31 protein-coding genes are annotated in these 23,105 nt (G+C 67.0%); all 31 read right to left on the bottom strand.

Annotated elements, in window-relative coordinates; translation table 11 throughout:
* Window positions 1-284: 284 nt before the first annotated feature.
* Window positions 285-698, bottom strand: a complete 414-nt coding sequence (locus tag AB0H75_RS00155; RefSeq protein WP_367787610.1) for a hypothetical protein — start codon at window positions 696-698, stop codon at window positions 285-287.
* A 100-nt stretch (window positions 699-798) separates the two neighbouring features.
* Window positions 799-1,206 carry a DUF1707 domain-containing protein gene (locus tag AB0H75_RS00150; RefSeq protein WP_367787607.1) on the bottom strand — a complete coding sequence of 136 codons (408 nt, stop codon included), beginning with the start codon at window positions 1,204-1,206 and terminating at the stop codon, window positions 799-801.
* Between the two features lie 35 nt (window positions 1,207-1,241).
* Window positions 1,242-2,051 (bottom strand): type I methionyl aminopeptidase, encoded by an 810-nt coding sequence (gene map, locus AB0H75_RS00145; RefSeq protein ID WP_367787604.1) that lies wholly within the window; start codon window positions 2,049-2,051, stop codon window positions 1,242-1,244.
* A 110-nt stretch (window positions 2,052-2,161) separates the two neighbouring features.
* On the bottom strand, window positions 2,162-2,812 hold the full coding sequence (locus tag AB0H75_RS00140; protein WP_367787602.1) for an adenylate kinase: 651 nt from the start codon (window positions 2,810-2,812) through the stop codon (window positions 2,162-2,164).
* Window positions 2,812-4,116 carry a preprotein translocase subunit SecY gene (secY, locus tag AB0H75_RS00135; RefSeq protein WP_367787599.1) on the bottom strand — a complete coding sequence of 435 codons (1,305 nt, stop codon included), beginning with the start codon at window positions 4,114-4,116 and terminating at the stop codon, window positions 2,812-2,814. Before secY ends, AB0H75_RS00140 begins: the two co-directional genes overlap by 1 nt.
* Window positions 4,117-4,287: 171 nt before the next feature.
* Complete coding sequence (rplO, locus tag AB0H75_RS00130; protein WP_367787596.1) at window positions 4,288-4,743, bottom strand: 50S ribosomal protein L15; 456 nt, start codon at window positions 4,741-4,743, stop codon at window positions 4,288-4,290.
* A gap of 2 nt (window positions 4,744-4,745) precedes the next feature.
* On the bottom strand, window positions 4,746-4,928 hold the full coding sequence (gene rpmD / locus AB0H75_RS00125) for a 50S ribosomal protein L30 (protein WP_020542293.1): 183 nt from the start codon (window positions 4,926-4,928) through the stop codon (window positions 4,746-4,748).
* Between the two features lie 2 nt (window positions 4,929-4,930).
* Window positions 4,931-5,560 carry a 30S ribosomal protein S5 gene (rpsE, locus tag AB0H75_RS00120; protein WP_043623468.1) on the bottom strand — a complete coding sequence of 210 codons (630 nt, stop codon included), beginning with the start codon at window positions 5,558-5,560 and terminating at the stop codon, window positions 4,931-4,933.
* Between the two features lie 27 nt (window positions 5,561-5,587).
* A complete protein-coding gene (gene rplR / locus AB0H75_RS00115; protein WP_367787592.1) occupies window positions 5,588-5,971 on the bottom strand; it encodes a 50S ribosomal protein L18 in 384 nt (127 codons plus the stop codon).
* Between the two features lie 2 nt (window positions 5,972-5,973).
* Window positions 5,974-6,516 carry a 50S ribosomal protein L6 gene (rplF, locus tag AB0H75_RS00110; protein WP_367787589.1) on the bottom strand — a complete coding sequence of 181 codons (543 nt, stop codon included), beginning with the start codon at window positions 6,514-6,516 and terminating at the stop codon, window positions 5,974-5,976.
* 16 nt (window positions 6,517-6,532) lie between these two features.
* Window positions 6,533-6,931 (bottom strand): 30S ribosomal protein S8, encoded by a 399-nt coding sequence (gene rpsH / locus AB0H75_RS00105; RefSeq protein WP_080043229.1) that lies wholly within the window; start codon window positions 6,929-6,931, stop codon window positions 6,533-6,535.
* A 158-nt stretch (window positions 6,932-7,089) separates the two neighbouring features.
* The gene (locus tag AB0H75_RS00100; protein WP_219467984.1) at window positions 7,090-7,275 is read right to left on the bottom strand and encodes a type Z 30S ribosomal protein S14; all 186 of its coding nucleotides are present in this window, start codon (window positions 7,273-7,275) and stop codon (window positions 7,090-7,092) included.
* Window positions 7,276-7,279: 4 nt separating this feature from the next.
* The gene (gene rplE, locus AB0H75_RS00095; protein WP_367787585.1) at window positions 7,280-7,855 is read right to left on the bottom strand and encodes a 50S ribosomal protein L5; all 576 of its coding nucleotides are present in this window, start codon (window positions 7,853-7,855) and stop codon (window positions 7,280-7,282) included.
* Window positions 7,855-8,151, bottom strand: a complete 297-nt coding sequence (gene rplX / locus AB0H75_RS00090) for a 50S ribosomal protein L24 (protein ID WP_367790429.1) — start codon at window positions 8,149-8,151, stop codon at window positions 7,855-7,857. The genes rplE and rplX overlap by 1 nt, the downstream gene beginning before the upstream one ends.
* Before the next feature lie 8 nt (window positions 8,152-8,159).
* Window positions 8,160-8,531, bottom strand: coding sequence for a 50S ribosomal protein L14 (gene rplN, locus AB0H75_RS00085; RefSeq protein ID WP_043623452.1), 372 nt, complete (start codon window positions 8,529-8,531; stop codon window positions 8,160-8,162).
* A gap of 191 nt (window positions 8,532-8,722) precedes the next feature.
* Window positions 8,723-9,031, bottom strand: coding sequence for a 30S ribosomal protein S17 (gene rpsQ / locus AB0H75_RS00080; protein WP_367787582.1), 309 nt, complete (start codon window positions 9,029-9,031; stop codon window positions 8,723-8,725).
* Window positions 9,024-9,260, bottom strand: a complete 237-nt coding sequence (gene rpmC, locus AB0H75_RS00075) for a 50S ribosomal protein L29 (RefSeq protein WP_055507390.1) — start codon at window positions 9,258-9,260, stop codon at window positions 9,024-9,026. The genes rpsQ and rpmC overlap by 8 nt, the downstream gene beginning before the upstream one ends.
* Complete coding sequence (gene rplP / locus AB0H75_RS00070) at window positions 9,260-9,679, bottom strand: 50S ribosomal protein L16 (RefSeq protein ID WP_020542304.1); 420 nt, start codon at window positions 9,677-9,679, stop codon at window positions 9,260-9,262. Before rplP ends, rpmC begins: the two co-directional genes overlap by 1 nt.
* A 2-nt stretch (window positions 9,680-9,681) precedes the next feature.
* A complete protein-coding gene (gene rpsC, locus AB0H75_RS00065) occupies window positions 9,682-10,521 on the bottom strand; it encodes a 30S ribosomal protein S3 (protein ID WP_367787579.1) in 840 nt (279 codons plus the stop codon).
* Entirely contained in the window at window positions 10,521-10,874 is a 354-nt protein-coding gene (gene rplV, locus AB0H75_RS00060; protein WP_020542306.1) for a 50S ribosomal protein L22, read from the bottom strand. The genes rpsC and rplV overlap by 1 nt, the downstream gene beginning before the upstream one ends.
* A gap of 31 nt (window positions 10,875-10,905) precedes the next feature.
* Window positions 10,906-11,184, bottom strand: a complete 279-nt coding sequence (gene rpsS / locus AB0H75_RS00055) for a 30S ribosomal protein S19 (RefSeq protein WP_026214153.1) — start codon at window positions 11,182-11,184, stop codon at window positions 10,906-10,908.
* An 11-nt stretch (window positions 11,185-11,195) separates the two neighbouring features.
* The gene (gene rplB / locus AB0H75_RS00050; RefSeq protein WP_367787575.1) at window positions 11,196-12,032 is read right to left on the bottom strand and encodes a 50S ribosomal protein L2; all 837 of its coding nucleotides are present in this window, start codon (window positions 12,030-12,032) and stop codon (window positions 11,196-11,198) included.
* Window positions 12,033-12,133: 101 nt separating this feature from the next.
* On the bottom strand, window positions 12,134-12,436 hold the full coding sequence (rplW, locus tag AB0H75_RS00045; RefSeq protein WP_132337002.1) for a 50S ribosomal protein L23: 303 nt from the start codon (window positions 12,434-12,436) through the stop codon (window positions 12,134-12,136).
* Window positions 12,436-13,086: a 50S ribosomal protein L4 gene (gene rplD, locus AB0H75_RS00040; protein WP_367787573.1), complete on the bottom strand. Its 651-nt coding sequence runs from the start codon at window positions 13,084-13,086 to the stop codon at window positions 12,436-12,438. The genes rplW and rplD overlap by 1 nt, the downstream gene beginning before the upstream one ends.
* Complete coding sequence (gene rplC / locus AB0H75_RS00035; protein WP_367787570.1) at window positions 13,083-13,736, bottom strand: 50S ribosomal protein L3; 654 nt, start codon at window positions 13,734-13,736, stop codon at window positions 13,083-13,085. The genes rplD and rplC overlap by 4 nt, the downstream gene beginning before the upstream one ends.
* A 14-nt stretch (window positions 13,737-13,750) precedes the next feature.
* Window positions 13,751-14,059 carry a 30S ribosomal protein S10 gene (rpsJ, locus tag AB0H75_RS00030; protein WP_012887830.1) on the bottom strand — a complete coding sequence of 103 codons (309 nt, stop codon included), beginning with the start codon at window positions 14,057-14,059 and terminating at the stop codon, window positions 13,751-13,753.
* A 255-nt stretch (window positions 14,060-14,314) separates the two neighbouring features.
* Window positions 14,315-15,508, bottom strand: a complete 1,194-nt coding sequence (tuf, locus tag AB0H75_RS00025; RefSeq protein WP_367787567.1) for an elongation factor Tu — start codon at window positions 15,506-15,508, stop codon at window positions 14,315-14,317.
* 111 nt (window positions 15,509-15,619) lie between these two features.
* A complete protein-coding gene (gene fusA, locus AB0H75_RS00020; RefSeq protein ID WP_367787564.1) occupies window positions 15,620-17,719 on the bottom strand; it encodes an elongation factor G in 2,100 nt (699 codons plus the stop codon).
* Window positions 17,720-17,759: 40 nt separating this feature from the next.
* Window positions 17,760-18,230, bottom strand: coding sequence for a 30S ribosomal protein S7 (gene rpsG / locus AB0H75_RS00015; protein ID WP_020542314.1), 471 nt, complete (start codon window positions 18,228-18,230; stop codon window positions 17,760-17,762).
* Between the two features lie 2 nt (window positions 18,231-18,232).
* Window positions 18,233-18,607: a 30S ribosomal protein S12 gene (gene rpsL, locus AB0H75_RS00010; protein ID WP_020542315.1), complete on the bottom strand. Its 375-nt coding sequence runs from the start codon at window positions 18,605-18,607 to the stop codon at window positions 18,233-18,235.
* 498 nt (window positions 18,608-19,105) lie between these two features.
* Window positions 19,106-22,981, bottom strand: a complete 3,876-nt coding sequence (locus tag AB0H75_RS00005) for a DNA-directed RNA polymerase subunit beta' (RefSeq protein ID WP_367787560.1) — start codon at window positions 22,979-22,981, stop codon at window positions 19,106-19,108.
* Window positions 22,982-23,105 lie beyond the last annotated feature (124 nt).

Genomic DNA, 23,105 nt, shown 5'->3' with positions numbered 1-23,105 from the left:
TTCACTGATCGGTCGTCTGAGGCTCCGGTTCACTACGCAGCCGCGACCTTCACGCTTCGGAGAGAGCGGCGATCGGCAAGGACCACCGACGCGTGATAAGTCATAGTGAGCCGACTAAGGAGTGTACGACACCTGAGCCCAAAACGCGAAATGCGTGCCAGGTGTCCTGACACAACCACGTCATAGTGTACCCCACCGCCACACCGAAAGGCCCGCCGGGGGAGAGAACCCGGCGGGCCTTCTACGGGGACGAACTTCTCCTTCTACGGGGACGAGAGGATCGGTCAGTAGATGCGGTGGACCGGGCCGCAGTACTTCTTGGGCGCGCTCCAGCAGGTGTAGGTGTAGAGCTTCTTGATCCCCGGCTGCGACCACTGCTCGTGGTGCGAGCCGTTCCAGCCGCGGTAGAAGGAGTGCCAGCTGCCGCCGGAGTAGTACCGGAACCAGACGTAGCCGCGCTTCGCGTGCGACTTGCCGTACCAGTGCGTGTAGACCCGGTTGCCCTTCTTCCAGGTCTTGCCGTAGGTGTAGGCCTTGCGGTTGCTGGAGTAGTACTTGCCCCAGCTGTGGACGGAGCTCGCGGACGTGGCGGCCGTCTGGGCGCCCGCGGTGGCCGCCTGGGCGGCGGGAGCGGCCATGGCGAGCCCGGTGACCGCCAGCGAGCCGGCGAGAGCGGTGGCCGCGAAGAGCTTACGCATGTGGATTCCTTCGGTAGTCGTGTGCCGACACCGCTCACGTTAGGAATCCGGACGTATCCGCACTGCGCACGAATGCACACAGTGCAGTAGTGCACAGTCGCTAGCGCTGCTTGGGCTGGTTGTTGCCGAAGATGGTGCTCATCAGCAGGATCACGCCCCACGGGCCCATGACCCACAGCGGCCAGGGGTAGACGACCTCGCCCGAGGTGAGGCTCACGATTAACCAGATCACCCAGTTGATGCCGCTCGCCATCGCCCACGCGCCCCAGGCCGCCTTCATGCCCGTGTGCATGTCGCGCTTCTGCACCGGCTGGGACGCCTTGGCCGGGCGGTGGCGCAGGTCGACCTCGGGCAGGTCGGCCGTCAGCTTGGCCAGGTCACCGTAGGTCCTGCTCTTGTAGAGCTGTTCGAGCCGATCGTTGAACTCGTCCATGGTGATGCGGCCCTGCGCGGTGTGCTCGCGGAGGACGGCGGCAACCCGGTCGCGGTCGGCATCGGAGGCACGCATCTCAGGGCTGTTCTTGGCCATCCCACCACTCCAGGTCAGTTCTGCGGCCGGCTCAGGCGCCCTTCGCCCCCGTCCAGGGCGGTCAGCACCCAAGGACCATTATGTGTCACGGCGACGCTGTGCTCGAAGTGCGCGGAGTACTTCCCGTCCACGGTGACCACGGTCCACTCGTCCGCCAGCACCCGGGTGCGCTCGGTGCCCAGGTTGACCATCGGCTCGATGGCCAGGCACATGCCCTCCTCCAGCACCGGGCCGCGGCCGGGCCGGCCGTGGTTGGCGATCCACGGGTCCATGTGCATCTCGGTGCCGATGCCGTGGCCGCCGTACTCGGGCGGGATGCCGTAGCGGCCCTGGGACTTGACGTAGCGCTCGACCTCGTGGCCGATGTCCGACAGGTGCCGGCCGGGCCGCAGCGCCAGGATGCCGCGCCACATGGCCTCCTCGGTCACCCGGATCAGCTCCAGCAGCTTGGGGTCCACCTCGCCGACCGGGACCGTGACGGCCGAGTCGCCGTGCCAGCCGTCCAGGATGGCGCCGCAGTCGATCGAGATGATGTCGCCCTCGCGCAGCTTGCGGGCGTTGGTCGGGATGCCGTGCACGACCTCGTCGTTGACGGATGCGCAGATCGTCGCGGGAAAGCCCTGGTAGCCCTTGAACGACGGGATCGCGCCCTCTCCCCTGATCGCCTTCTCGGCGATGGAGTCGAGGTCGAGCGGCGTCATGCCCGGCTCGACCGAGCGCTTCAGCAGGTCGAGCGTGCGCCCGACCACCAGCCCGGCCGCCCGCATCTTCTCCAGCTGCTCCGGCGACTTGATCTGGATGCCGTGACGGTTTCGTTTGAACATGTTCTGCCCCCCTGGGTCTCAACGGGCCACGGTGGGGGCCCAATTCCCCCACAATAGCCGCGAGGTGGCACGGGACCCCGTGCCACCTCCGCATGTCGATGCCGCCGCAGCTACCCCATGAAAGGGTGGATCGCCTCCATGGCCCGCCGGGTGACCTCCTCGACCGGCCCGGTGGCGTCGACCCCGACGAGGATGTCCTCGCCGGCGTAGTAGGAGATCAGCGGCGCGGTCTGCTCCTGGTAGACCTCCAGGCGGTGCCTGACGGTCTCTTCCTTGTCGTCGTCGCGCTGGAAGAGCACGCCTCCGCACGCGTCGCACCTGTCGTCCTTCTTGTCGTCGAAGTCGACGTGCCAGATGCGGCCGCACTGGCTGCAGGTGCGGCGGCCGGCCAGCCGCCGGACCACCTCGTCGTCGTCCACGACCAGCTCCAGGACCAGGTCGAGCGCCTGGCCCCAGTCCTTGAGCATGTCGCGCAGGATCTCCGCCTGCGCGACGTTCCTCGGGAACCCGTCGAGCAGGAACCCGTCCTGCGCGTCGGGCTCGGACAGGCGGTCGCGGACCATGGCGATGGTGACCTCGTCGGGCACCAGGTCGCCGCGGTCCATGTACGTCTTGGCCAGCTTGCCGAGGTCCGTGCCTCCGGAGACGTTGGCACGGAAGATGTCACCTGTCGAGATCTTCGGGATGGACAGGTTCGATGCGATGTACTGGGCCTGCGTCCCCTTACCCGCTCCGGGGGGCCCCACCAGAACGAGACGCACTACCGCAGGAAGCCTTCGTAGTTACGCTGCTGCAGCTGGCTCTCGATCTGCTTCACCGTGTCCAGGCCGACGCCTACCATGATCAGAATACTCGTCCCTCCGAACGGGAAGTTCTGGCTCGCACCGGACACCGCCAGGGCGACGATCGGGACCATGGAGATCAGACCCAGATAGAGCGACCCCGGGGCGGTCAGGCGGGTGAGCACGAAGTTGAGGTACTCAGCCGTCGGCCGGCCGGGGCGGATGCCCGGAATGAACCCACCGTACTTCTTCATGTTGTCGGCGACTTCAGCGGGGTTGAACGTGATGGACACGTAGAAGTACGTGAAGAAGATGATCAACAGGAAGAACGTGGTCATGTAGATCGGGGTGTCGCCCGTGGCCAGGTTCTGGGAGATCCACCGGATGACCACGTTGTCGCTCGTCGAGAAGAGCGAGGTGATGAGCTGTGGCAGGTAGAGCAGCGAGGAGGCGAAGATGACCGGGATGATGCCGGCCTGGTTGACCTTCAGCGGGATGTAGGTGGAGGTGCCGCCGTACATCCGGCGCCCGACCATCCGCTTGGCGTACTGGACGGGGATGCGGCGCTGCGCCTGCTCCACGAAGACCACCGCGGCGATCATGAAGACGCCGACCACCATGACCACCGTGAAGGTGAACGGGTTGGCCTTGAAGATGTTGACCAGCTCGGACGGGAAGACCGCCACGACCTGGGTGAAGATCAGGATGGACATGCCGTTGCCGACGCCGCGGTCGGTGACCAGCTCGCCCAGCCACATGATGACCGAGGTGCCGGCCGTCATGATGATGACCATCGTCACGATGGTGAAGATGTTGTCGGGGTCGATCAGCACGTCCTGCTGGCAGTTGGGGAACAGCTGCCTGGTGCGGGCCAGGGCGATGAAGGCGGTCGACTGCAGGATCGCGAGGCCGATGGTCAGGTAACGCGTATACTGCGTGATCTTGGTCTGGCCGGCCTGGCCTTCCTTCTTCAGCGCCTCAAGACGTGGAATCACCACGACGAGCAACTGGAGGATGATGCTCGCGGTGATGTACGGCATGATGCCGAGCGCGAACACCGAAAGTTTCAGCAGCGCACCGCCGCTGAAGAGCTGCACCATCCCATAAAGGTTGCCGGTGGACGAGTTGCGTGCCTGGTCGAAACAGGCCGCCAGATTCTGGACGTGAACTCCCGGAGTCGGAAGAACCGAGCCGAGACGGAAAAGCGCGATGATGCCCAGCGTGAAGAGCAACTTCTTGCGCAGGTCCGGCGTCCGGAACGCCCGGGTAAACGCGGTCAGCACGGTCCCTCCTGCGCGCCTATTCGGCGATCTGAGTATGCGATGGTGCGGGGATCTGCCATCTGAGTCTCATTGTCAAAACGAGCCGGACAGAAGCCTGCCGTCTCGCGAACTCTAACGCACTACGGGCGTGGGGGCCCATTGTCAGAGCCCCCACGCCTCGTCATAGCGTTGCTACAGCTCGGTAACGGAGCCACCGGCAGCGGCGATCTTCTCCTTCGCCGCGGCGGAGAAGGCGTGCGCCTGCACGTTCACCGCGACGGAGATCTCGCCGGTGCCGAGCACCTTCACGAGCTGGTTCTTGCGAACGGCGCCCTTGGCGACCAGCGCCTCGACGGTGATGTCGCCACCCTCGGGGAACAGCTCGCCGATGCGGTCCAGGTTGACGACCTGGTAGGACGTCTTGAACAGGGCGTTGGAGAAGCCCTTGAGCTTCGGCAGACGCCTCTGCAGCGGCACCTGGCCACCCTCGAAGCCCGGGAGCATCGTGGTGCGGGCGTGCGTGCCCTTGGTGCCGCGACCGGCCGTCTTGCCCTTGGAGCCCTCGCCACGACCCTTGCGGATCTTGGCCTTGTTGGCGCCGGGGGCCGGACGGAGGTCGTGAATCTTGAGCGGAGCCTTGTCAGTCATGACTAGTCGACCTCTTCCACCTCGACGAGGTGCGTCACCACGGCGACCATCCCGCGAATCTCGGGACGGTCCTCCTTGACGACGACATCGCCGATTCGCTTCAGGCCAAGCGAACGCAGCGAGTCGCGCTGGTTCTGCTTGCCACCGATCTTCGAGCGAACCTGAGTGATCTTCAGGCGTGCCATGACTAGCTCACCGCCTTAGCGGCCGCCGCCTCCGCCAGGCCCTCGCGCTGAGCCTTGAGCATGGCGGGCGGGGCCACGTCCTCGATCGGCAGGCCACGGCGGGCGGCGATCTCCTCGGGCCGCGAGAGGCCCTTCAGAGCGGCCACGGTGGCGTGCACGATGTTGATCGGGTTGTCGGAGCCGAGCGACTTCGACAGGACGTCGTGGATGCCGGCGCACTCCAGCACCGCGCGCACCGGGCCACCGGCGATGACGCCGGTACCGGCCGAGGCCGGACGCAGGAAGACGACACCGGCCGCCTCCTCGCCCTGCACGGTGTGCGGGATGGTGCCCTGGATGCGGGGCACCTTGAAGAAGTGCTTCTTGGCCTCCTCGACGCCCTTGGCGATGGCCGCGGGCACCTCCTTGGCCTTGCCGTAGCCGACGCCGACCAGGCCGTTGCCGTCACCGACGACGACGAGGGCGGTGAAGCTGAAGCGACGACCACCCTTCACGACCTTGGCCACTCGGTTGATCTTCACTACGCGCTCGATGTACGAGACGCCCTTGTCGGCGGCGCCACCGCGGCGATCGTCACGACGGTCCCGCCGCTCGCCACCGGTGCCGCCACCGCGACGCGGAGCTGCAGCCATCAGTGGTTCCTCATCTCAGTTGCCATGTCAGAATTCCAGCCCGCCCTCGCGGGCGCTGTCCGCCAGCGCGGCGATGCGCCCGGCGTAGCGGTTGCCACCGCGGTCGAAGACGACCTGGGTGATCCCGGCTTCCTTGGCCCGCTGAGCGAGGAGCTCGCCGACCTTCTTGGCCTTCTCGGTCTTGTCCGCCTCCAGGGTGCGCAGCGAGGGGTCCATGGTGGACGCGCTCACCAGCGTGTGGCCGACGGAGTCGTCCACGATCTGGACGAACATGTGACGCGTGGAGCGGTTGACGACCAGGCGCGGACGCTCGGCCGTACCGACGATGTTCTTGCGGACGCGGCGGTGGCGGCGGGCCCGCGAGACGGTGCGGGCAGCCGTGTGCTTGCTGAACGCAGTCTTCGGAGCCATGCCTACTTACCAGCCTTTCCGACCTTGCGGCGGATCTGTTCGCCCTGGTAGCGCACGCCCTTGCCCTTGTAAGGGTCGGGCTTGCGCAACTTGCGGATGTTCGCGGCGACCTCGCCGACCTTCTGCTTGTCGATGCCGTCCACGTGGAACAGGGTCGGCTTCTCGACGCGGAAGGTGACGCCCTCGGGGGCGTCGACGATGACCGGGTGACTGAAGCCCAGCGAGAACTCCAGCTGCGTCGGGCCCTTGGCCTGGACGCGGTAACCGACGCCGACGATCTCCAGGGACTTGGAGTAGCCCTGGGTGACGCCCTGCACCATGTTGGCGATGAGCGTGCGCGACAGCCCGTGCAGGGCACGGACCTTGTTCTCGTCGTTGGGCCGGGTGACGGCGATGGAGCCGTCGTCGTCCCGAGCCACAGCGATGGGCTCGGCGACGGTGTGCGTAAGCGTGCCCTTGGGGCCCTTCACCTGAACGTCCTGGCCGTCGATCGTGATGTCCACGCCGCTGGGCACAGGGATGGGCAGCCGTCCGATACGCGACATGCTGTGTTCCTCCCCTCTACCAGACGTAGGCGAGGACTTCCCCGCCCACACCACGCTTGCCGGCCTGCTTGTCGGTCATGAGGCCGTGGGACGTCGAGATGATCGCGACGCCCAGCCCGCCCAGGACTCGAGGCAGATTGTCCTTCTTCGCATAAACCCGCAGACCGGGCTTGGAAACCCGGCGCAGGCCCGAGAGCGACCGCTCACGGGTCGGCCCGAACTTGAGCTCCACCACGAGGTTCTTGCCAACCTTGGCGTCCTCGACGGTCCAAGCCTGGATGTAGCCCTCCTGCTGGAGGATCTCGGCGATGTGCGCCTTGATCTTCGAGTACGGCATCGACACGCTGTCGTGGTACGCCGAATTCGCGTTGCGCAGACGCGTGAGCATGTCTGCGATCGGGTCGGTCATCGTCATGGCCAGTGGCCTTCCTCGCCGCGGTTTCCAGTCGGCCAAGCAGCGCTCTGCCGGTGGACCTTCGGCGCGGTCATGGACGCCCCTGACGGGCGTCCGGTTCTTCTACGGAATATGAGTGCCTCGATGGGCGGCACCAGGGCCGCCCACCAGGGTACCTACTACCAGCTCGACTTGGTGATGCCGGGCAGCTCGCCCCGGTGCGCCATCTCGCGGAAGCACACGCGGCACAGGCCGAACTTCCTGAAGACGGCGCGCGGGCGGCCGCAGCGCGAGCAGCGGGTGTAGGCCCGGACCTCGAACTTCTGCTTGCGCCCCGCCTTGGCGATCAGCGACTTCTTCGCCATTGGATCAGGCCTCCTTGAACGGGAAGCCGAGGAGCTTCAGCAGCGCCCGGCCCTGGTCGTCGTTGGTCGCGGTGGTCACGATCGTGATGTCCATGCCACGCGGCCGGTCGACCTTGTCCTGGTCGACCTCGTGGAACATGACCTGCTCGGTCAGACCGAAGGTGTAGTTGCCGTTGCCGTCGAACTGCTTGGGCGAAAGGCCACGGAAGTCCCGGATACGGGGCAGCGCCAGCGACAGCAGCCGGTCCAGGAACTCCCACATGCGGTCGCCGCGCAGCGTCACGTGCGCGCCGATCGGCATGCCCTCGCGCAGCTTGAACTGGGCGATGGACTTGCGGGCCCGGACGACCGCCGGCTTCTGGCCGGTGATCGCGGTGAGGTCGCGCACGGCGCCCTCGATCAGCTTGGAGTCGCGAGCCGCCTCGCCGACACCCATGTTGACCTTGATCTTGGTCAGCCCGGGGATCTGCATGACGTTCTTGATGTCGAACTGCTCGCGAAGCTGCGCGACGATCTCCTCGCGGTACTTCGTCTTGAGCCGCGGCGTCGGGCGCTCGGTCTCAGTGGTGGTGGCGGTCATCAGCTGTCCTCACCCGTCTTCTCGTCGGCCGTCTTGTCGTCGGCCTTCTTGTCGGCGGGCTTGTCGTCCTTGAGCTTCTTCACGTTCGAGACGTGGATGGGGCCCTCCATGGTCTGCACGCCGCCGGTCTTGGCGCCGCGCGGACCCTGGTGGGTCTCCTTCGCGTGCTTCTTGATCATGTTGATGCCCTCGACCACCACGCGGTCCTCGCGCGGGAGAGTGGCGATGACGCGGCCCTTGGCGCCCTTGTCCTTGCCGGCGATGACCTGGACCAGGTCACCCTTCTTCACGTGCAGCTTCGACATCACAGCACCTCCGGTGCGAGCGAGATGATGCGCATGAACTTCTTGTCACGCAGCTCGCGGCCGACCGGGCCGAAGATACGAGTGCCACGAGGGTCGCCGCTGTCCTTGATGATGACGGCGGCGTTCTCGTCGAAGCGGATGTAGGAGCCGTCGGGCCGGCGGCGCTCCTTGACCGTGCGGACGACGACGGCCTTGACCACGTCGCCCTTCTTGACGCCCGTGCTGCCCGGCAGCGCGTCCTTGACAGTGGCGACGATGACGTCGCCGATACCGGCGTAGCGTCGGCCCGAGCCGCCGAGCACACGGATGCAAAGGATCTCCTTCGCACCAGTGTTGTCGGCGACCTTGAGCCGCGACTCCTGCTGGATCACGTTGAACTCCTGTTAGTCGCGCCGGTTCTCATCGCTGAGCCTGGCGGAACCCGTTGTTGTCTTGTTCCCACGGCCACAGCCCCGCTGGGGCCGCACCGCAGGCGACGCGAGGCCCGGAAGGACCCCGCGTCCTTGGACGCCGTCATGGGGGCTCTGGGAGCCCCCACGAGGCGCGGTACATCCGAGAGGGCCTACTTGGCCTTCTCGAGGATCTCCACGACCCTCCACCGCTTGGTGGCGGAGAGGGGACGGGTCTCCATGAGCAGCACGCGGTCACCGACGCCGCAGGCGTTGGCCTCGTCGTGCGCCTTGTACTTGGTCGTCCGGCGGATGACCTTGCCGTACAGGCGGTGCTTGACGCGGTCCTCGACGGCGACGACGACGGTCTTGTCCATCTTGTCGCTCACCACGAGGCCCTCGCGCACCTTGCGGAAGTTCCGCTGGGTGCCCTCGGCCTCGGTGGCGCCGGTCTCGGTGCTGGTGGTGGTCTCGTCAGCCATCGCTCGACTCCTTCTCGACCGTGACGATGCCGAGCTCGCGCTCGCGCATCACGGTGTAGATACGGGCGATCTCGCGGCGGACGGCGCGCAGCCGCCCGTGGCTCTCCAACTGACCGGTCGCCGCCTGGAAGCGGAGGTTGAACAGCTCCTCCTTCGCCTCCTTCAGCTTCTGGACCAGGGTGTCCTGGTCCTCGAGCCGCAGCTCGCCGGCGGTCAGGCCCTTAGCCATCACGCCTCACCCACTTCACGCTTAACGATCTTGCACTTCATCGGCAGCTTGTGGATCGCACGCTGAAGCGCCTCGCGTGCGACCGGCTCGGCCACGCCGGACAGCTCGAACATCACGCGTCCGGGCTTGACGTTGGCGATCCACCACTCGGGCGAGCCCTTACCGGAGCCCATGCGGGTCTCGGCGGGCTTCTTGGTGAGCGGACGGTCGGGGTAGATGTTGATCCACACCTTGCCGCCACGGCGGATGTGACGGGTCATGGCGATACGAGCCGACTCGATCTGCCGGTTGGTCACGTAGGAGTGCTCAACCGCCTGGATGCCGAACTCGCCGAACACGACCCTGGTGCCGCCCTTGGCGGCTCCGCTGCGGTCGGGCCGGTGCTGCTTGCGGTGCTTGACCCTGCGCGGGATCAGCATGGTCAGCTCCCTTCAGCACCCGGCTGCGCGGCCGGGCCGGTCTCGGGGGCGGCCTGCGAGGCCGCTTCGGTACGGGGGGCGCGGTCACCGCGGCCGCCACCGCGACGGGGGCGGTCGCCACCACGGCGCGGACGGTCGCCGCCACCGCGACGGTCGTCACGCTCGCGACGCTGGCCGGCTCGGGCGCCGGCGGCGGCCGCCTCGCGCTCGGCGCGGCTGGTCGGAGCCTCGCCCTTGTAGATCCAGACCTTCACGCCGATGCGGCCGAAGGTCGTACGGGCCTCGTAGAAGCCGTAGTCGATGTCCGCGCGGAGCGTGTGCAGCGGCACGCGGCCCTCGCGGTAGAACTCCGAGCGCGACATCTCGGCGCCGCCCAGACGACCCGCGCACTGGACACGGATGCCCTTGGCGCCGGACTTCATGGCCGACTGCATCGCCTTGCGCATGGCGCGGCGGAAGGAGACACGGCTGGAGAGCTGCTCGGCCACGCCCTGCGCGACGAGCTGGGCGTCGATCTCCGGGTTCTTGACCTCGAGGATGTTGAGCTGGACCTGCTTCTTGGTCAGCTTCTCCAGGTCGCCGCGGATGCGGTCCGCCTCGGCGCCGCGCCGGCCGATCACGATGCCGGGACGCGCGGTGTGGATGTCCACCTGCACGCGGTCCGTGGTGCGCTCGATCTCGACCTTGGAGATGCCGGCCCGCTCCATGCCCTTCTGGAGCATGCGGCGGATCGCCACGTCCTCGGCGACGTACGACTTGTACAGCTTGTCGGCGTACCACCGGCTCTTGAAGTCGGTCGTGATGCCGAGGCGGAACCCGTGCGGGTTAACCTTCTGGCCCACTATCGGGTCCTTCCCTTCGGCTCGCGGGACTCCACGATCACAGTGATGTGGCTCGTCCGCTTGTTGATCCGATAGGCACGACCCTGGGCACGCGGACGGAACCGCTTCAGCGTCGGGCCCTCGTCGACCCACGCCCGGCTGACGACGAGCGTCTGCGGGTCGAGGTCGAAGTTGTGCTCGGCATTCGCCATGGCGCTGCTGAGCACCTTGTAGATCGGCTCGCTCGCCGACTGGGGAGCGAACTGCAGCACGGCCTGCGCCTCCGAAGCGGGCAGCCCGCGAATGAGGTCCACCACACGGCGGGCCTTCTGGGGCGTGACGCGGACGAACCGCGCCTGAGCCCTGGCTTCCATCGCTTACTCCTCTGAATGCTTCTGAAGGCGTCTATCGCCGGCTGCGCCGGTCTTCCTTGACGTGGCTGCGGAACGTCCGCGTCGGAGCGAACTCTCCGAGCTTGTGGCCGATCATCGACTCGGTGATGAAGACCGGGACGTGCTTGCGGCCGTCGTGCACGGCGATCGTGTGCCCGAGCATGTCGGGAACGATCATGGAGCGCCGCGACCACGTCTTGATGACGTTCTTGGTGCCCTTCTCGTTCTGGACGTCGACCTTCTTCTGAAGGTGGTCGTCCACGAAGGGACCCTTCTTAAGGCTACGTGGCATTTCGGCTGCTCCTACCGCTTCTTCCTCTTGCTCCGACGACGGATGATCAGCCGGTCGCTGGCCTTGTTGGCCTGGCGGGTGCGGCCCTCGGGCTTACCCTTCGGGTTCACCGGGTGGCGACCACCGGAGGTCTTGCCCTCACCACCACCGTGCGGGTGGTCGACGGGGTTCATCGCGACACCGCGGACGGTGGGGCGCTTGCCCTTCCACCGCATACGGCCGGCCTTGCCCCAGTTGATGTTGGCCTGCTCGGCGTTGCCGACCTGGCCGACCGTCGCCCGGCAGCGCACGTCCACCATGCGCATCTCACCGGACGGCATACGCAGGGTGGCGTACTGGCCTTCCTTGGCGAGCAGCTGGATCTGGGCGCCCGCGGAGCGGCCGAGCTTGGCGCCGCCGCCCGGACGGAGCTCCACCGCGTGGATGAAGGTACCGGTCGGGATGTTGCGCAGCGGCAGGCAGTTGCCCGTCTTGATGTCGGCCGCGGGGCCGTTCTCGATTCGGTCGCCCTGCTTGAGGCCCGTCGGCGCGATGATGTAGCGCTTCTCGCCGTCGGCGTAGTGCAGCAGAGCGATGTTGGCGGTGCGGTTGGGGTCGTACTCGATGTGCGCGACCTTCGCCGGAATGCCGTCCTTGTCGTGCCTACGGAAGTCGATGATCCGGTAGGCGCGCTTGTGGCCGCCGCCCTGGTGGCGTGCGGTCACCCGGCCGTGTACGTTGCGGCCGCCCTTGTTGTGAAGGGGCGCAAGCAGCGACTTCTCGGGCTCGCTGCGGGTGATCTCGGAGAAGTCCGAGACACTCGCACCGCGGCGACCGGGAGTCGTCGGCTTGTATTTACGGATGCCCATCTTTTTCGTTCATCCTTCGTCGGTTACATGGGTGAGCCCGCCGCACCGGGGTGCGGCGGTCTCGGCCCGCGGACCTCGCGGCCCGCCTGTCTCTCTGGCTGCTAGCCGATCTGACCGAAGATGTCGATCCGATCGCCCTCGACCAGGCTCACGATCGCGCGCTTGGTGTCGGGACGCTTGCCGTAGCCGGTGCGGGTGCGCTTGCGCTTGCCCTGCCGGTTGATCGTGTTCACGCTGGTGACCTTGACCCCGAAGATCTGCTCGACGGCGATCTTGACCTGGGTCTTGTTCGCGGTCTTCCTCACCAGGAACGTGTACTTGTTGTTCTCATCGATCAGGCCGTAACTCTTCTCGGAGACGACCGGCTTGATGATGATGTCGCGCGGGTCGGCGATCTTCTCCATCAGGCCTCTTCCTTCCCGCTGTTGCTCAGGCGAGCGACGACCTGGTCGTAGGCCTCCTGGGTGAAGACCACGTCGTCGTGCACGAGCACGTCGTAGGTGTTGAGCTGCCCGGCGTCCAGCAGGTGGACCTCGGGCGCGTTGCGCAGGCTCATCCACGTCAGCTCGTCGGCCTCGTCGACCACGACGAGGACGCGCGGGGACTGCGTGATCTTGCGCAGGGCCTCCAGCGCCGCCTTGGTCTTCGGGGTCTCGCCCGAGACCAGCGAGCTGACCACGTGGACGCGGTTGCCGCTCGCGCGGTCGGACAGGGCGCCGCGCAGCGCGGCGGCCTTCATCTTCTTGGGCGTGCGCTGCGAGTAGTCGCGCGGCACGGGACCGTGGACGGTGCCACCGCCGGTGAACTGCGGCGCGCGGGTCGAGCCCTGGCGGGCGCGGCCGGTGCCCTTCTGGCGGTACGGCTTCTTGCCGCCGCCGGAGACCTCACCGCGGGTCTTGGTCTTGTGGGTGCCCTGCCGGCGAGCGGCGAGCTGGGCCACGACCACCTGGTGGATCAGCGGAACGTTGACCTTGGCCCCGAAGATGTCCTCGGGGAGGTCGACGGTGCCGGTCTTCGCGCCGCTGGCGTCGAGGACGTCAATAGTGGTGCTCACTTGGCAGCCCCCTTCTTGGCAGCGGTACGGACGAGGACCAGGCTGCCGTTCGCGCCGGGGACCGCACCCTTGATGAGGATGAGACCCTTCTCGGCGTCCACGGAGTGAACCTTGAGGCTCTGCACGGTGGTGCGGACGTTACCCATCCGGCCAGCCATGCGCAGACCCTTGAAAACGCGGCCCGGGGTGGCGCAGCCACCGATGGAACCCGGCGAGCGGTGCTTGCGCTGCGTACCGTGCGACGCGCCCAGACCACCGAAGCCGTGCCGCTTCATGACACCGGCGAAGCCCTTGCCCTTGCTCTTGCCCGTCACGTCGACGAACTGGCCGGCCTCGAAGGTGTCGGCCAGCAGCTCCTGGCCGATGGTGTAGTCGCTCGCGTCGTCGGTGCGGATCTCCGCGAAGTAACGGCGCGGGGTGATGTCGTGCTTGCGCAGGTAGTCGCCGAGCGGCTTGTTGACCTTCCGGGGGTCGACCTGCCCGTAGCCGAGCTGGATGGCGGAGTAGCCGTCCTTGTCTGCGGTGCGGACGCGGGTCACCACGCACGGACCGGCCTCGACCACGGTGACCGGAACGATCCGGTTGTCCGCGTCGAAGACCTGGGTCATGCCGAGCTTCTTGCCCAGGACGCCCTTGATCGTCTTAGCCATGTCAGTGCGTTCCCTCAGAGCTTGATCGAAATGTCGACACCCGCAGGAAGGTCGAGCCGCATGAGCGAGTCGACGGTCTTGGGGGTCGGGTCGATGATGTCAATCAGCCGCTTGTGCGTGCGCATCTCGAAGTGCTCGCGGCTGTCCTTGTACTTGTGCGGCGAGCGGATGACGCAGTACACGTTCTTCTCGGTCGGCAGCGGCACCGGGCCCGCGACCTTCGCGCCAGTCCGCGTCACCGTCTCGACGATCTTCTTGGCCGAGCTGTCGATGACCTCGTGGTCATAGGCCTTAAGCCGGATGCGGATCTTCTGTCCCGCCATAGTGGCCTCGGTGTCCTTCGCTGTCGTCTGAAAAAGTATCGTGCGGCCTGTTGCCGCTGGTGTTCAGGCAGGTCGAAGCCTGCGTGACCCCACGAGGCAGACGCAGTCGATCTGCCTTTTCTTCCGTGATCCGGCAGTGACTTCGGTCACTGAGCCGAACCCACTGCTGGATCACGGCGCCTGTGCGCGGGGTCTTACGTGGTGCGGCGGTCGGTCCCGAAAGGTCCGGGGCCGACCGCCGCCCCGACGGTCTAGCTACTTGATGATCTTCGTGACCCGACCGGCGCCGACGGTGCGGCCACCCTCACGGATCGCGAACTTGAGGCCTTCCTCCATGGCGATGGGCTGGATCAGCTCAACGCGCATCTCGGTGTTGTCGCCCGGCATGACCATCTCGGTGCCCTCGGGGAGGTGCACCACGCCGGTCACGTCCGTCGTGCGGAAGTAGAACTGCGGACGGTAGTTGTTGAAGAACGGCGTGTGCCGGCCGCCCTCGTCCTTGGACAGGATGTAGACCTGGCCCTCGAACTCGGTGTGCGGGGTGGTCGTGCCCGGCTTGATGATGCACTGGCCGCGCTCGACCTCGTCGCGCTTGATGCCGCGGAGCAGCAGGGCGGCGTTGTCACCGGCGTGACCCTCGTCGAGCATCTTGTTGAACATCTCGATGCTGGTGACGGTGGTGGTGGTCTTCTCCGGCTTGATGCCGATGATGTCGACCTGCTCGTTGACCTTGACGACACCGCGCTCGATACGGCCGGTGACGACCGTGCCGCGACCGGTGATCGAGAAGACGTCCTCGACCGGCATGAGGAACGGCTTGTCCGTCTCACGCGGCGGCTCGGGCACGTTCTCGTCCACGGCGTTCATGAGCTCGATGATGCTGTCGGCCCACTTCTGGTCGCCCTCAAGAGCCTTGAGCGCGGATACGCGGACCACCGGCAGGTCGTCGCCGGGGAACTCCTGAGCGGACAGGAGCTCGCGGACCTCGAGCTCGACGAGCTCCAGGATCTCCTCGTCGTCCACCATGTCGGCCTTGTTGAGGGCCACGACGATGTAGGGGACGCCGACCTGGCGGGCCAGGAGGACGTGCTCCTTCGTCTGCGGCATCGGGCCGTCGGTGGCGGCGACCACCAGGATGGCGCCGTCCATCTGGGCGGCACCGGTGATCATGTTCTTCACGTAGTCGGCGTGACCGGGGCAGTCCACGTGGGCGTAGTGGCGCTTCTCGGTCTGGTACTCGACGTGCGCGATGGAGATCGTGATACCGCGGGCCTTCTCCTCCGGCGCCTTGTCGATCTTGTCGAACGGGGTCGCCTTGTTCAGCTCGGGGTAACGGTCGTGAAGCACCTTGGTGATCGCCGCGGTCAGCGTGGTCTTGCCGTGGTCGATGTGCCCAATGGTGCCGATGTTCATGTGCGGCTTGGTCCGCTCGAACTTGGCCTTAGCCACTGGTTCTCTCCTTGAGAATCTGACTGACTTTCGTCTACACACTCGGGCCCGGGAGGTCCCAGGACCCTGGAGCGGCGGGGTGGCTCGCACCACCCCGCCAGGGACCGGAACCTACTCGCCCCGGGCCTTCGCGACGATCTCCTTGGCGATGCCCGGGGGCACCTCCGCGTAGGAGTCGAACTGCATGCTGTAGCTCGCGCGCCCCTGCGTCTTGCTACGCAGGTCACCCACGTAGCCGAACATCTCAGACAGCGGCACGAGCGCCTGGACGACGCGGGCGCCGGCCCGCTCGTCCATCGCCTGGATCTGCCCGCGGCGACCGTTGAGGTCACCGATGACGTCACCCATGTAGTCCTCGGGCGTGGTGACCTCGACGGCCATCATCGGCTCGAGAAGAACGGCGTCCGCCTTGCGCGCGGCCTCCTTGAAGGCCATCGAGCCGGCGATCTTGAAGGCCATCTCCGAGGAGTCGACGTCGTGCGCGGCACCGTCCTGGAGCGTCACCTTCACGCCCACCATCGGGTAGCCGGCCAGCACGCCGAACTCGGCGGCCTCCTGGGCGCCGGCGTCGACCGACGGGATGTACTCCCTCGGGACGCGGCCACCCGTGACCTTGTTCTCGAACTCGTAGCCGTCGTTGCCCTCGCCGAGCGGCTCGAGGTCGATGATCACCCGCGCGAACTGACCGGAACCACCGGTCTGCTTCTTGTGGGTGTAGTCGACCTTCTCCACCTTGCGGCGGATGGTCTCGCGGTAGGCGACCTGCGGGCGGCCGACGTTGGCCTCGACCTTGAACTCGCGACGCATGCGGTCGACGAGGATCTCCAGGTGAAGCTCGCCCATGCCCCAGATGACCGTCTGGCCGGTCTCCTCGTCGCGGCGGACCTGGAAGGACGGGTCCTCCTCGGCCAGGCGCTGGATCGCGGTGGACAGCTTCTCCTGGTCGCCCTTGGTCTTGGGCTCGATGGCGACGTTGATGACCGGGGCCGGGAACGTCATCGACTCGAGCACGACCTGGTTGGCCGGGTCGGACAGCGTGTCACCGGTCGTGGTGTCCTTCAGACCCATGACGGCGACGATCTGGCCGGCGATGGCCGTCGGGCGCTCCTCGCGCTTGTTGGCGTGCATCTGGTAGATCTTGCCGATCCGCTCCTTCTTGCCCTTCACAGAGTTGATGACCTGTGAACCGGCCTCGAGCGTGCCCGAGTAGATGCGGATGTAGGTGATCTTGCCCAGGTGCGGGTCGCTGGCGATCTTGAAGGCCAGGGCGGAGAACGGCTCGCTCGGGTCCGCGTGACGCTCGACGACCTTCTCCTCGTTGCCGACCGCGTGGCCCTTGAAGGCCGGGATGTCGGTCGGGGCGGGGAGGTAGGCGACGATCGCGTCGAGCAGGGGCTGCACGCCCTTGTTCTTGAACGCGGTGCCGCACAGCACCGGGTTGATGGCGCTGGCCAGCGTCGCGCGGCGGATGGCCGCGACCAGCTGCTCCTCGGTGGGCTCGGCGCCCTCCAGGAAGAGCTCCATCAGCTCGTCGTCGTTCTCGGCGACCGTCTCGATGAGGCGGTCGCGCCACTCGCGAGCGGCGTCGGCGTGGTCGGCCGGGATGTCGACGGTGTCGTACATCTCGCCCTTGGCCGCCTCGGCGCTCCAGAGCAGGCCCTTCATCGTGATGAGGTCGATGACGCCCTTGAAGTCGGCCTCGACGCCCCACGGGAGCTGGATGACGGCCGGCGTGGCGCCCAGACGGCTCACCATCATCTCGACGCAGCGGTGGAACTCCGCGCCGACCCGGTCCATCTTGTTCACGAAACAGATGCGCGGGACGTTGTAGCGGTCCGCCTGACGCCACACCGTCTCTGACTGGGGCTCAACACCGGCGACACCGTCGAACACGGCGACCGCGCCGTCGAGGACGCGGAGCGAACGCTCCACCTCGATGGTGAAGTCGACGTGACCCGGGGTGTCGATGATGTTGATCGTGTGACCGAGCCACTCGCAGGTCGTCGCGGCAGACGTGATGGTGATGCCGCGCTCCTGCTCCTGCTCCATCCAGTCCATCGTGGCAGCGCCCTCGTGGACCTCACCGATCTTGTAGTTGATGCCGGTGTAGAACAGGATGCGCTCGGTCGTGGTGGTCTTGCCCGCGTCGATATGGGCCATGATCCCGATGTTGCGGACCTTGGCCAGGTCAAGAGCGGTCGTAGCGGCCACTGTAACTCGCGTCCTCGTCGTCTCGTCGGACCCGCCGGGGTTACCAGCGGTAGTGGGCGAAGGCCTTGTTGGACTCGGCCATCTTGTGGGTGTCCTCGCGCTTCTTGACGCTCGCCCCGAGGCCGTTGCTGGCGTCGAGGAGCTCGTTCATGAGGCGCTCGGTCATGGTCTTCTCGCGGCGGGCGCGGGAGTACTGCACCAGCCAGCGCAGGGCCAGGGTGGTGCTGCGCGCGGCGCGCACCTCGACCGGCACCTGGTAGGTCGCGCCACCGACACGGCGGCTGCGGACCTCGAGAGTGGGCTTGACGTTGTCCAGAGCGCGCTTCAGGGTGACGACCGGGTCGTTGCCCGTCTTCTCCCTGCAGCCCTCGAGGGCGCCGTACACGATCGACTGCGCGATGGAACGCTTGCCGTCCAGGAGCACCTTGTTGATCAGGGCGGTCACCAGCGGCGAGCTGTAAACCGGGTCAGCCATGAGCTGACGACGGCCAGGAGAACCCTTACGAGGCATGGTTAGCTCTTCTCCTTCTTCGCGCCGTAGCGGCTACGGGCCTGCTTGCGGTTGCGGACACCCTGAGTGTCGAGCGAACCGCGGATGATCTTGTAGCGAACACCGGGCAGGTCCTTCACACGACCGCCACGCACGAGCACGATGGAGTGCTCCTGGAGGTTGTGACCCACACCAGGGATGTAAGCCGTGACCTCGATGCCGTTCGTGAGCCGAACGCGGGCCACCTTGCGCAGTGCCGAGTTGGGCTTCTTCGGAGTCGTGGTGTAAACGCGCTGGCACACGCCGCGCCGCTGCGGACTCCCCTTGAGGGCAGGAGTCTTGGTCTTGGAGACCTTGTCCTGCCGGCCCTTGCGGACCAACTGCTGAATAGTGGGCACTGCCACTCCGTTTCGTGCCTTGGCCGGTGTTACGTCATTGGTGGTGCTTTCGCAGGTACTGCCGGTGTCATGACCTGCTGATTTTCTCCGTCCCGGTGCCCCCGCGCTCGGGCGTGTCGCGTTGTTCACGCAGACGTCCCGCGAGGTTTACGAGCCGGAAGACCGTCCTGCGCTTGTCATGAGCGCACGGTCGAGAGCCCGCATGAAGACGGGCACGATGCTCAAGACTACCCAGGCCTGAGCGACACGTCAAAACGGCGCAGCAGGGCCGACAAGCCATGCCACTCCGGGTCGTCAGGGCCTCGTCTCATGCGGCCCGTCTACAGCTCCGGGCCAATGATATAGGGCCGCGGGCCGTTTCGTTCGCGGTACGCCCAAGCGTCACCGGACCGCGATCTGGACGGGCCCGCCCGCCGGGCCGATCCACCGGCCCCGCGGGCGACGCGAAGCGCCCGGCCCCCTCGGGAAGAGGGGCCCGGGCGCGTCACTCGTCACAGGTTACCGGTTGTACTGGCCGAAGTCGTACTCCTCCAGCGGCACGGCCTCGCCGCTGCCGGTGCCGAAGGTGTAGTCGGCCGCCGAGCCGTCGTAACCGCCGACGGTGTACATGGCGGCCTTGGCCTCCTCGGTGGGCTCCACCCGGATGTTGCGGTATTGGGGCATGCCCGTACCGGCCGGGATGAGCTTACCGATGATGACGTTCTCCTTCAGGCCCAGGAGCGAGTCGGACTTGGCGTGGATCGCCGCGTCCGTCAGGACCCTGGTGGTCTCCTGGAAGGAGGCCGCCGACAGCCACGACTCGGTGGCCAGCGAGGCCTTGGTGATGCCCATGAGCACCGGACGGCCCGCGGCCGGCGTGCCGCCCTCGGCCACCGTCTCGCGGTTCATCTGCTCGAAGCGCGGCCGCTCGACCAGCTCGCCGGGCAGCAGGTCGGTGTCGCCGGACTCCAGGACGTTGACCCGCTTGAGCATCTGCCGGACGATGATCTCGATGTGCTTGTCGTGGATCGACACACCCTGCGACCGGTAGACCTGCTGGACCTCCGCCACCAGGTGCAGCTGCACGGCCCGCGGGCCGAGGATGCGCAGCACCTCGTTGGGGTTGACCGCACCGGCCACGAGCTGGGTGCCGACCGAGACGCGCTGGCCCTCCTGCACGAGCAGGCGCGAGCGCATCGAGACCGGGTAGGCGATCTCCTCCGAGCCGTCGTCCGGAGTGATGACGATCTTCCTGGTCTTGTCGGTCTCGTCGATCCTGACCCGGCCCTCGGCCTCGGAGATCGGGGCGACACCCTTGGGGATGCGCGCCTCGAACAGCTCCGTGACACGGGGCAGACCGTGGGTGATGTCGGCGCCCGCCACACCACCGGTGTGGAAGGTCCGCATGGTCAGCTGCGTGCCGGGCTCACCGATCGACTGGGCGGCGATGATGCCGACCGCCTCGCCGACGTCCACCAGCTTGCCGGTGGCCAGCGAGCGGCCGTAGCAGGTGGCGCAGACGCCGATCTTCGCCTCGCACACCAGCGCGCTGCGGGTGCGGACGGTCTCGACGCCGGCCTCGACCAGCTTCGTCACGTGGATGTCGTTGATGTCGACACCCGCCGGGACGATGACCTTGCCGTCCACCTCGACGTCCTCGGCCAGGATGCGCCCGTGCACGTTGGACTCGGCGTTCTCCGCCTTGACCAGGTTGCCCGAGGCGTCCCGCTCGCCGACGTGCAGCGGGACCGCGCGGTCGGTGCCGCAGTCGATCTCGCGCACGATGACGTCCTGCGCGACGTCCACCAGACGACGGGTCAGGTAGCCCGAGTCGGCGGTACGCAGCGCGGTGTCGGCCAGACCCTTCCGCTGACCGTGGGTGGAGATGAAGTACTCCAGCACCGACAGGCCCTCGCGGAAGGAGGCCTTGATCGGCCGCGGGATCGTCTCACCCTTGGTGTTGGACACCAGGCCGCGGATGCCGGCGATCTGCCGGACCTGCATCTTGTTACCGCGGGCGCCCGAGTTGACCATCATCCAGACCGGGTTGGTCGCCGGGAAGGCGTTGACCATGTCGGTCTCGACGTCGGCCGTCGCGTGCGTCCAGATCTCGATGAGCTCCTGGCGGCGCTCCTCGTCGGTGATCAGACCGCGCTCGTACTCGCGCTGGACCTTGTCGGCCCGGCGCTCGTAGTTCTCCATGATGTCGGTCTTGTTGGGCGGCGCGACGACGTCCTCGATCGAGATCGTGACGCCGGAGCGCGTCGCCCACCGGAAGCCGGCGTCCTTGAGCGCGTCGAGCGAAGCGGCGACCTCGATCTTGGGGTAGGTCTCCGCCAGCTCGTTCACGATCTGGGACAGCTGCTTCTTGCCGACCTGGAAGTCGACGAACGGGTAGCTCGCCGGCAGCGTCTGGTTGAACAGGCACCGCCCGAAGGTGGTCTCCAGCCGCACCGGGTCGCCCTGCTCCCAGCCCTCGGGGGCCACCCACTCGCGCGGCGGCAGGACGTCCTTGAGCCGGATCTGGATCTTGGCCTGGATGTCCAGCTCGCGGCGGTCGAAGGCCATCTGCGCCTCGGCCACCGAGCCGAACACGCGGCCCTCGCCCTGGGCGCCCTCCTTCATGGTCGTCAGCCAGTAGAGGCCGATGACCATGTCCTGGGTCGGCATGGTGACGGGCTTGCCGTCGGCCGGCTTGAGGATGTTGTTGGTCGAGAGCATCAGGATGCGCGCCTCGGCCTGGGCCTCGGCCGACAGCGGCAGGTGCACGGCCATCTGGTCGCCGTCGAAGTCCGCGTTGAACGCGGTGCAGACGAGCGGGTGGATCTGGATGGCCTTGCCCTCCACCAGCTGCGGCTCGAACGCCTGGATGCCCAGGCGGTGCAGCGTCGGAGCGCGGTTGAGCAGCACGGGGTGCTCGGTGATGACCTCTTCGAGCACGTCCCACACCACCGGGCGGGCGCGCTCGACCATCCGCTTGGCCGACTTGATGTTCTGGGCGTGGTTGAGGTCGACCAGCCGCTTCATCACGAACGGCTTGAACAGCTCCAGCGCCATCTGCTTGGGCAGGCCGCACTGGTGCAGCTTGAGCTGCGGGCCGACGACGATGACCGAACGGCCGGAGTAGTCGACTCGCTTGCCCAGCAGGTTCTGGCGGAAGCGGCCCTGCTTGCCCTTCAGCATGTCGCTGAGGGACTTCAGGGGGCGGTTGCCGGGGCCGGTGACCGGGCGGCCGCGCCGGCCGTTGTCGAACAGCGCGTCCACGGCCTCCTGGAGCATCCGCTTCTCGTTGTTCACAATGATCTCGGGGGCGCCGAGGTCGAGCAGACGCTTGAGGCGGTTGTTGCGGTTGATGACCCGGCGGTACAGGTCGTTGAGGTCGGAGGTCGCGAAGCGGCCACCGTCGAGCTGCACCATCGGGCGCAGGTCCGGCGGGATCACCGGGATGCAGTCGAGCACCATGCCGCGCGGCGAGTTGGTGGTGTTGAGGAACGCCGAGACCACCTTGAGCCGCTTGAGGGCGCGGGCCTTCTTCTGGCCCTTGCCGCTGCGGATGGTCTCGCGGAGGTTTTCGGCCTCGGCGTCGAGGTCGAAGCCGATCAGGCGGTCCTGGATCGCCTGCGCGCCCATGCCGCCCTTGAAGTAGCGGCCGAAGCGGTCGCGCATCTCGCGGTAGAGCAGCTCGTCACCTTCGAGGTCCTGGACCTTGAGGTTCTTGAAGCGGCTCCAGACCTCCTCCAGCCGGTCCAGCTCGCGCTGGGCGCGGTCGCGGAGCTGACGCATCTCGCGCTCGGCGCCCTCACGGACCTTGCGGCGCTGGTCGCCCTTGGCGCCGGCGGCCTCCAGCTCGGCCAGGTCGGTCTCGAGCTTCTTCTGCCGGGCCTCGATGTCGGCGTCGCGGCGCTGCTCGATGTGCTGCCGCTCGACGGAGATCTTCGCCTCCAGCGAGGGCAGGTCACGCTCACGCATCTCGGTGTCGACATGCGTGATCATGTAGGCCGCGAAGTAGATGACCTTCTCCAGGTCCTTCGGGGCCAGGTCGAGCAGGTAGCCGAGGCGCGAAGGGACGCCCTTGAAGTACCAGATGTGCGTGACGGGCGCGGCCAGCTCGATGTGGCCCATCCGCTCACGGCGCACCTTGGCGCGGGTCACCTCGACGCCGCAGCGCTCACAGATGATGCCCTTGAAGCGGACGCGCTTGTACTTGCCGCAGTAGCACTCCCAGTCGCGGGTCGGGCCGAAGATCTTCTCGCAGAAGAGCCCGTCCTTCTCCGGCTTGAGGGTGCGGTAGTTGATGGTCTCCGGCTTCTTGACCTCGCCGTGGGACCACTGACGGATGTCGTCGGCGGTCGCCAGGCCGATCCTGAGCTCGTCGAAGAAGTTGACGTCCAGCATTTGTGCGATCTCCCCCTCAGACTTCTTCCACGCTGCTCGGCTCGCGCCGGGACAGATCGATGCCGAGCTCCTCCGCCGCGCGGAAGACGTCCTCGTCGGTGTCGCGCATCTCGATCGACATGCC

It is taken from the genome of Nonomuraea sp. NPDC050783 (genome assembly GCF_040802095.1).
Classification (GTDB): Bacteria; Actinomycetota; Actinomycetes; order Streptosporangiales; family Streptosporangiaceae; genus Nonomuraea.
The sequence above is the reverse complement of the archived record's forward strand: the minus strand, read 5'-3'. Positions and strand labels throughout refer to the sequence as shown.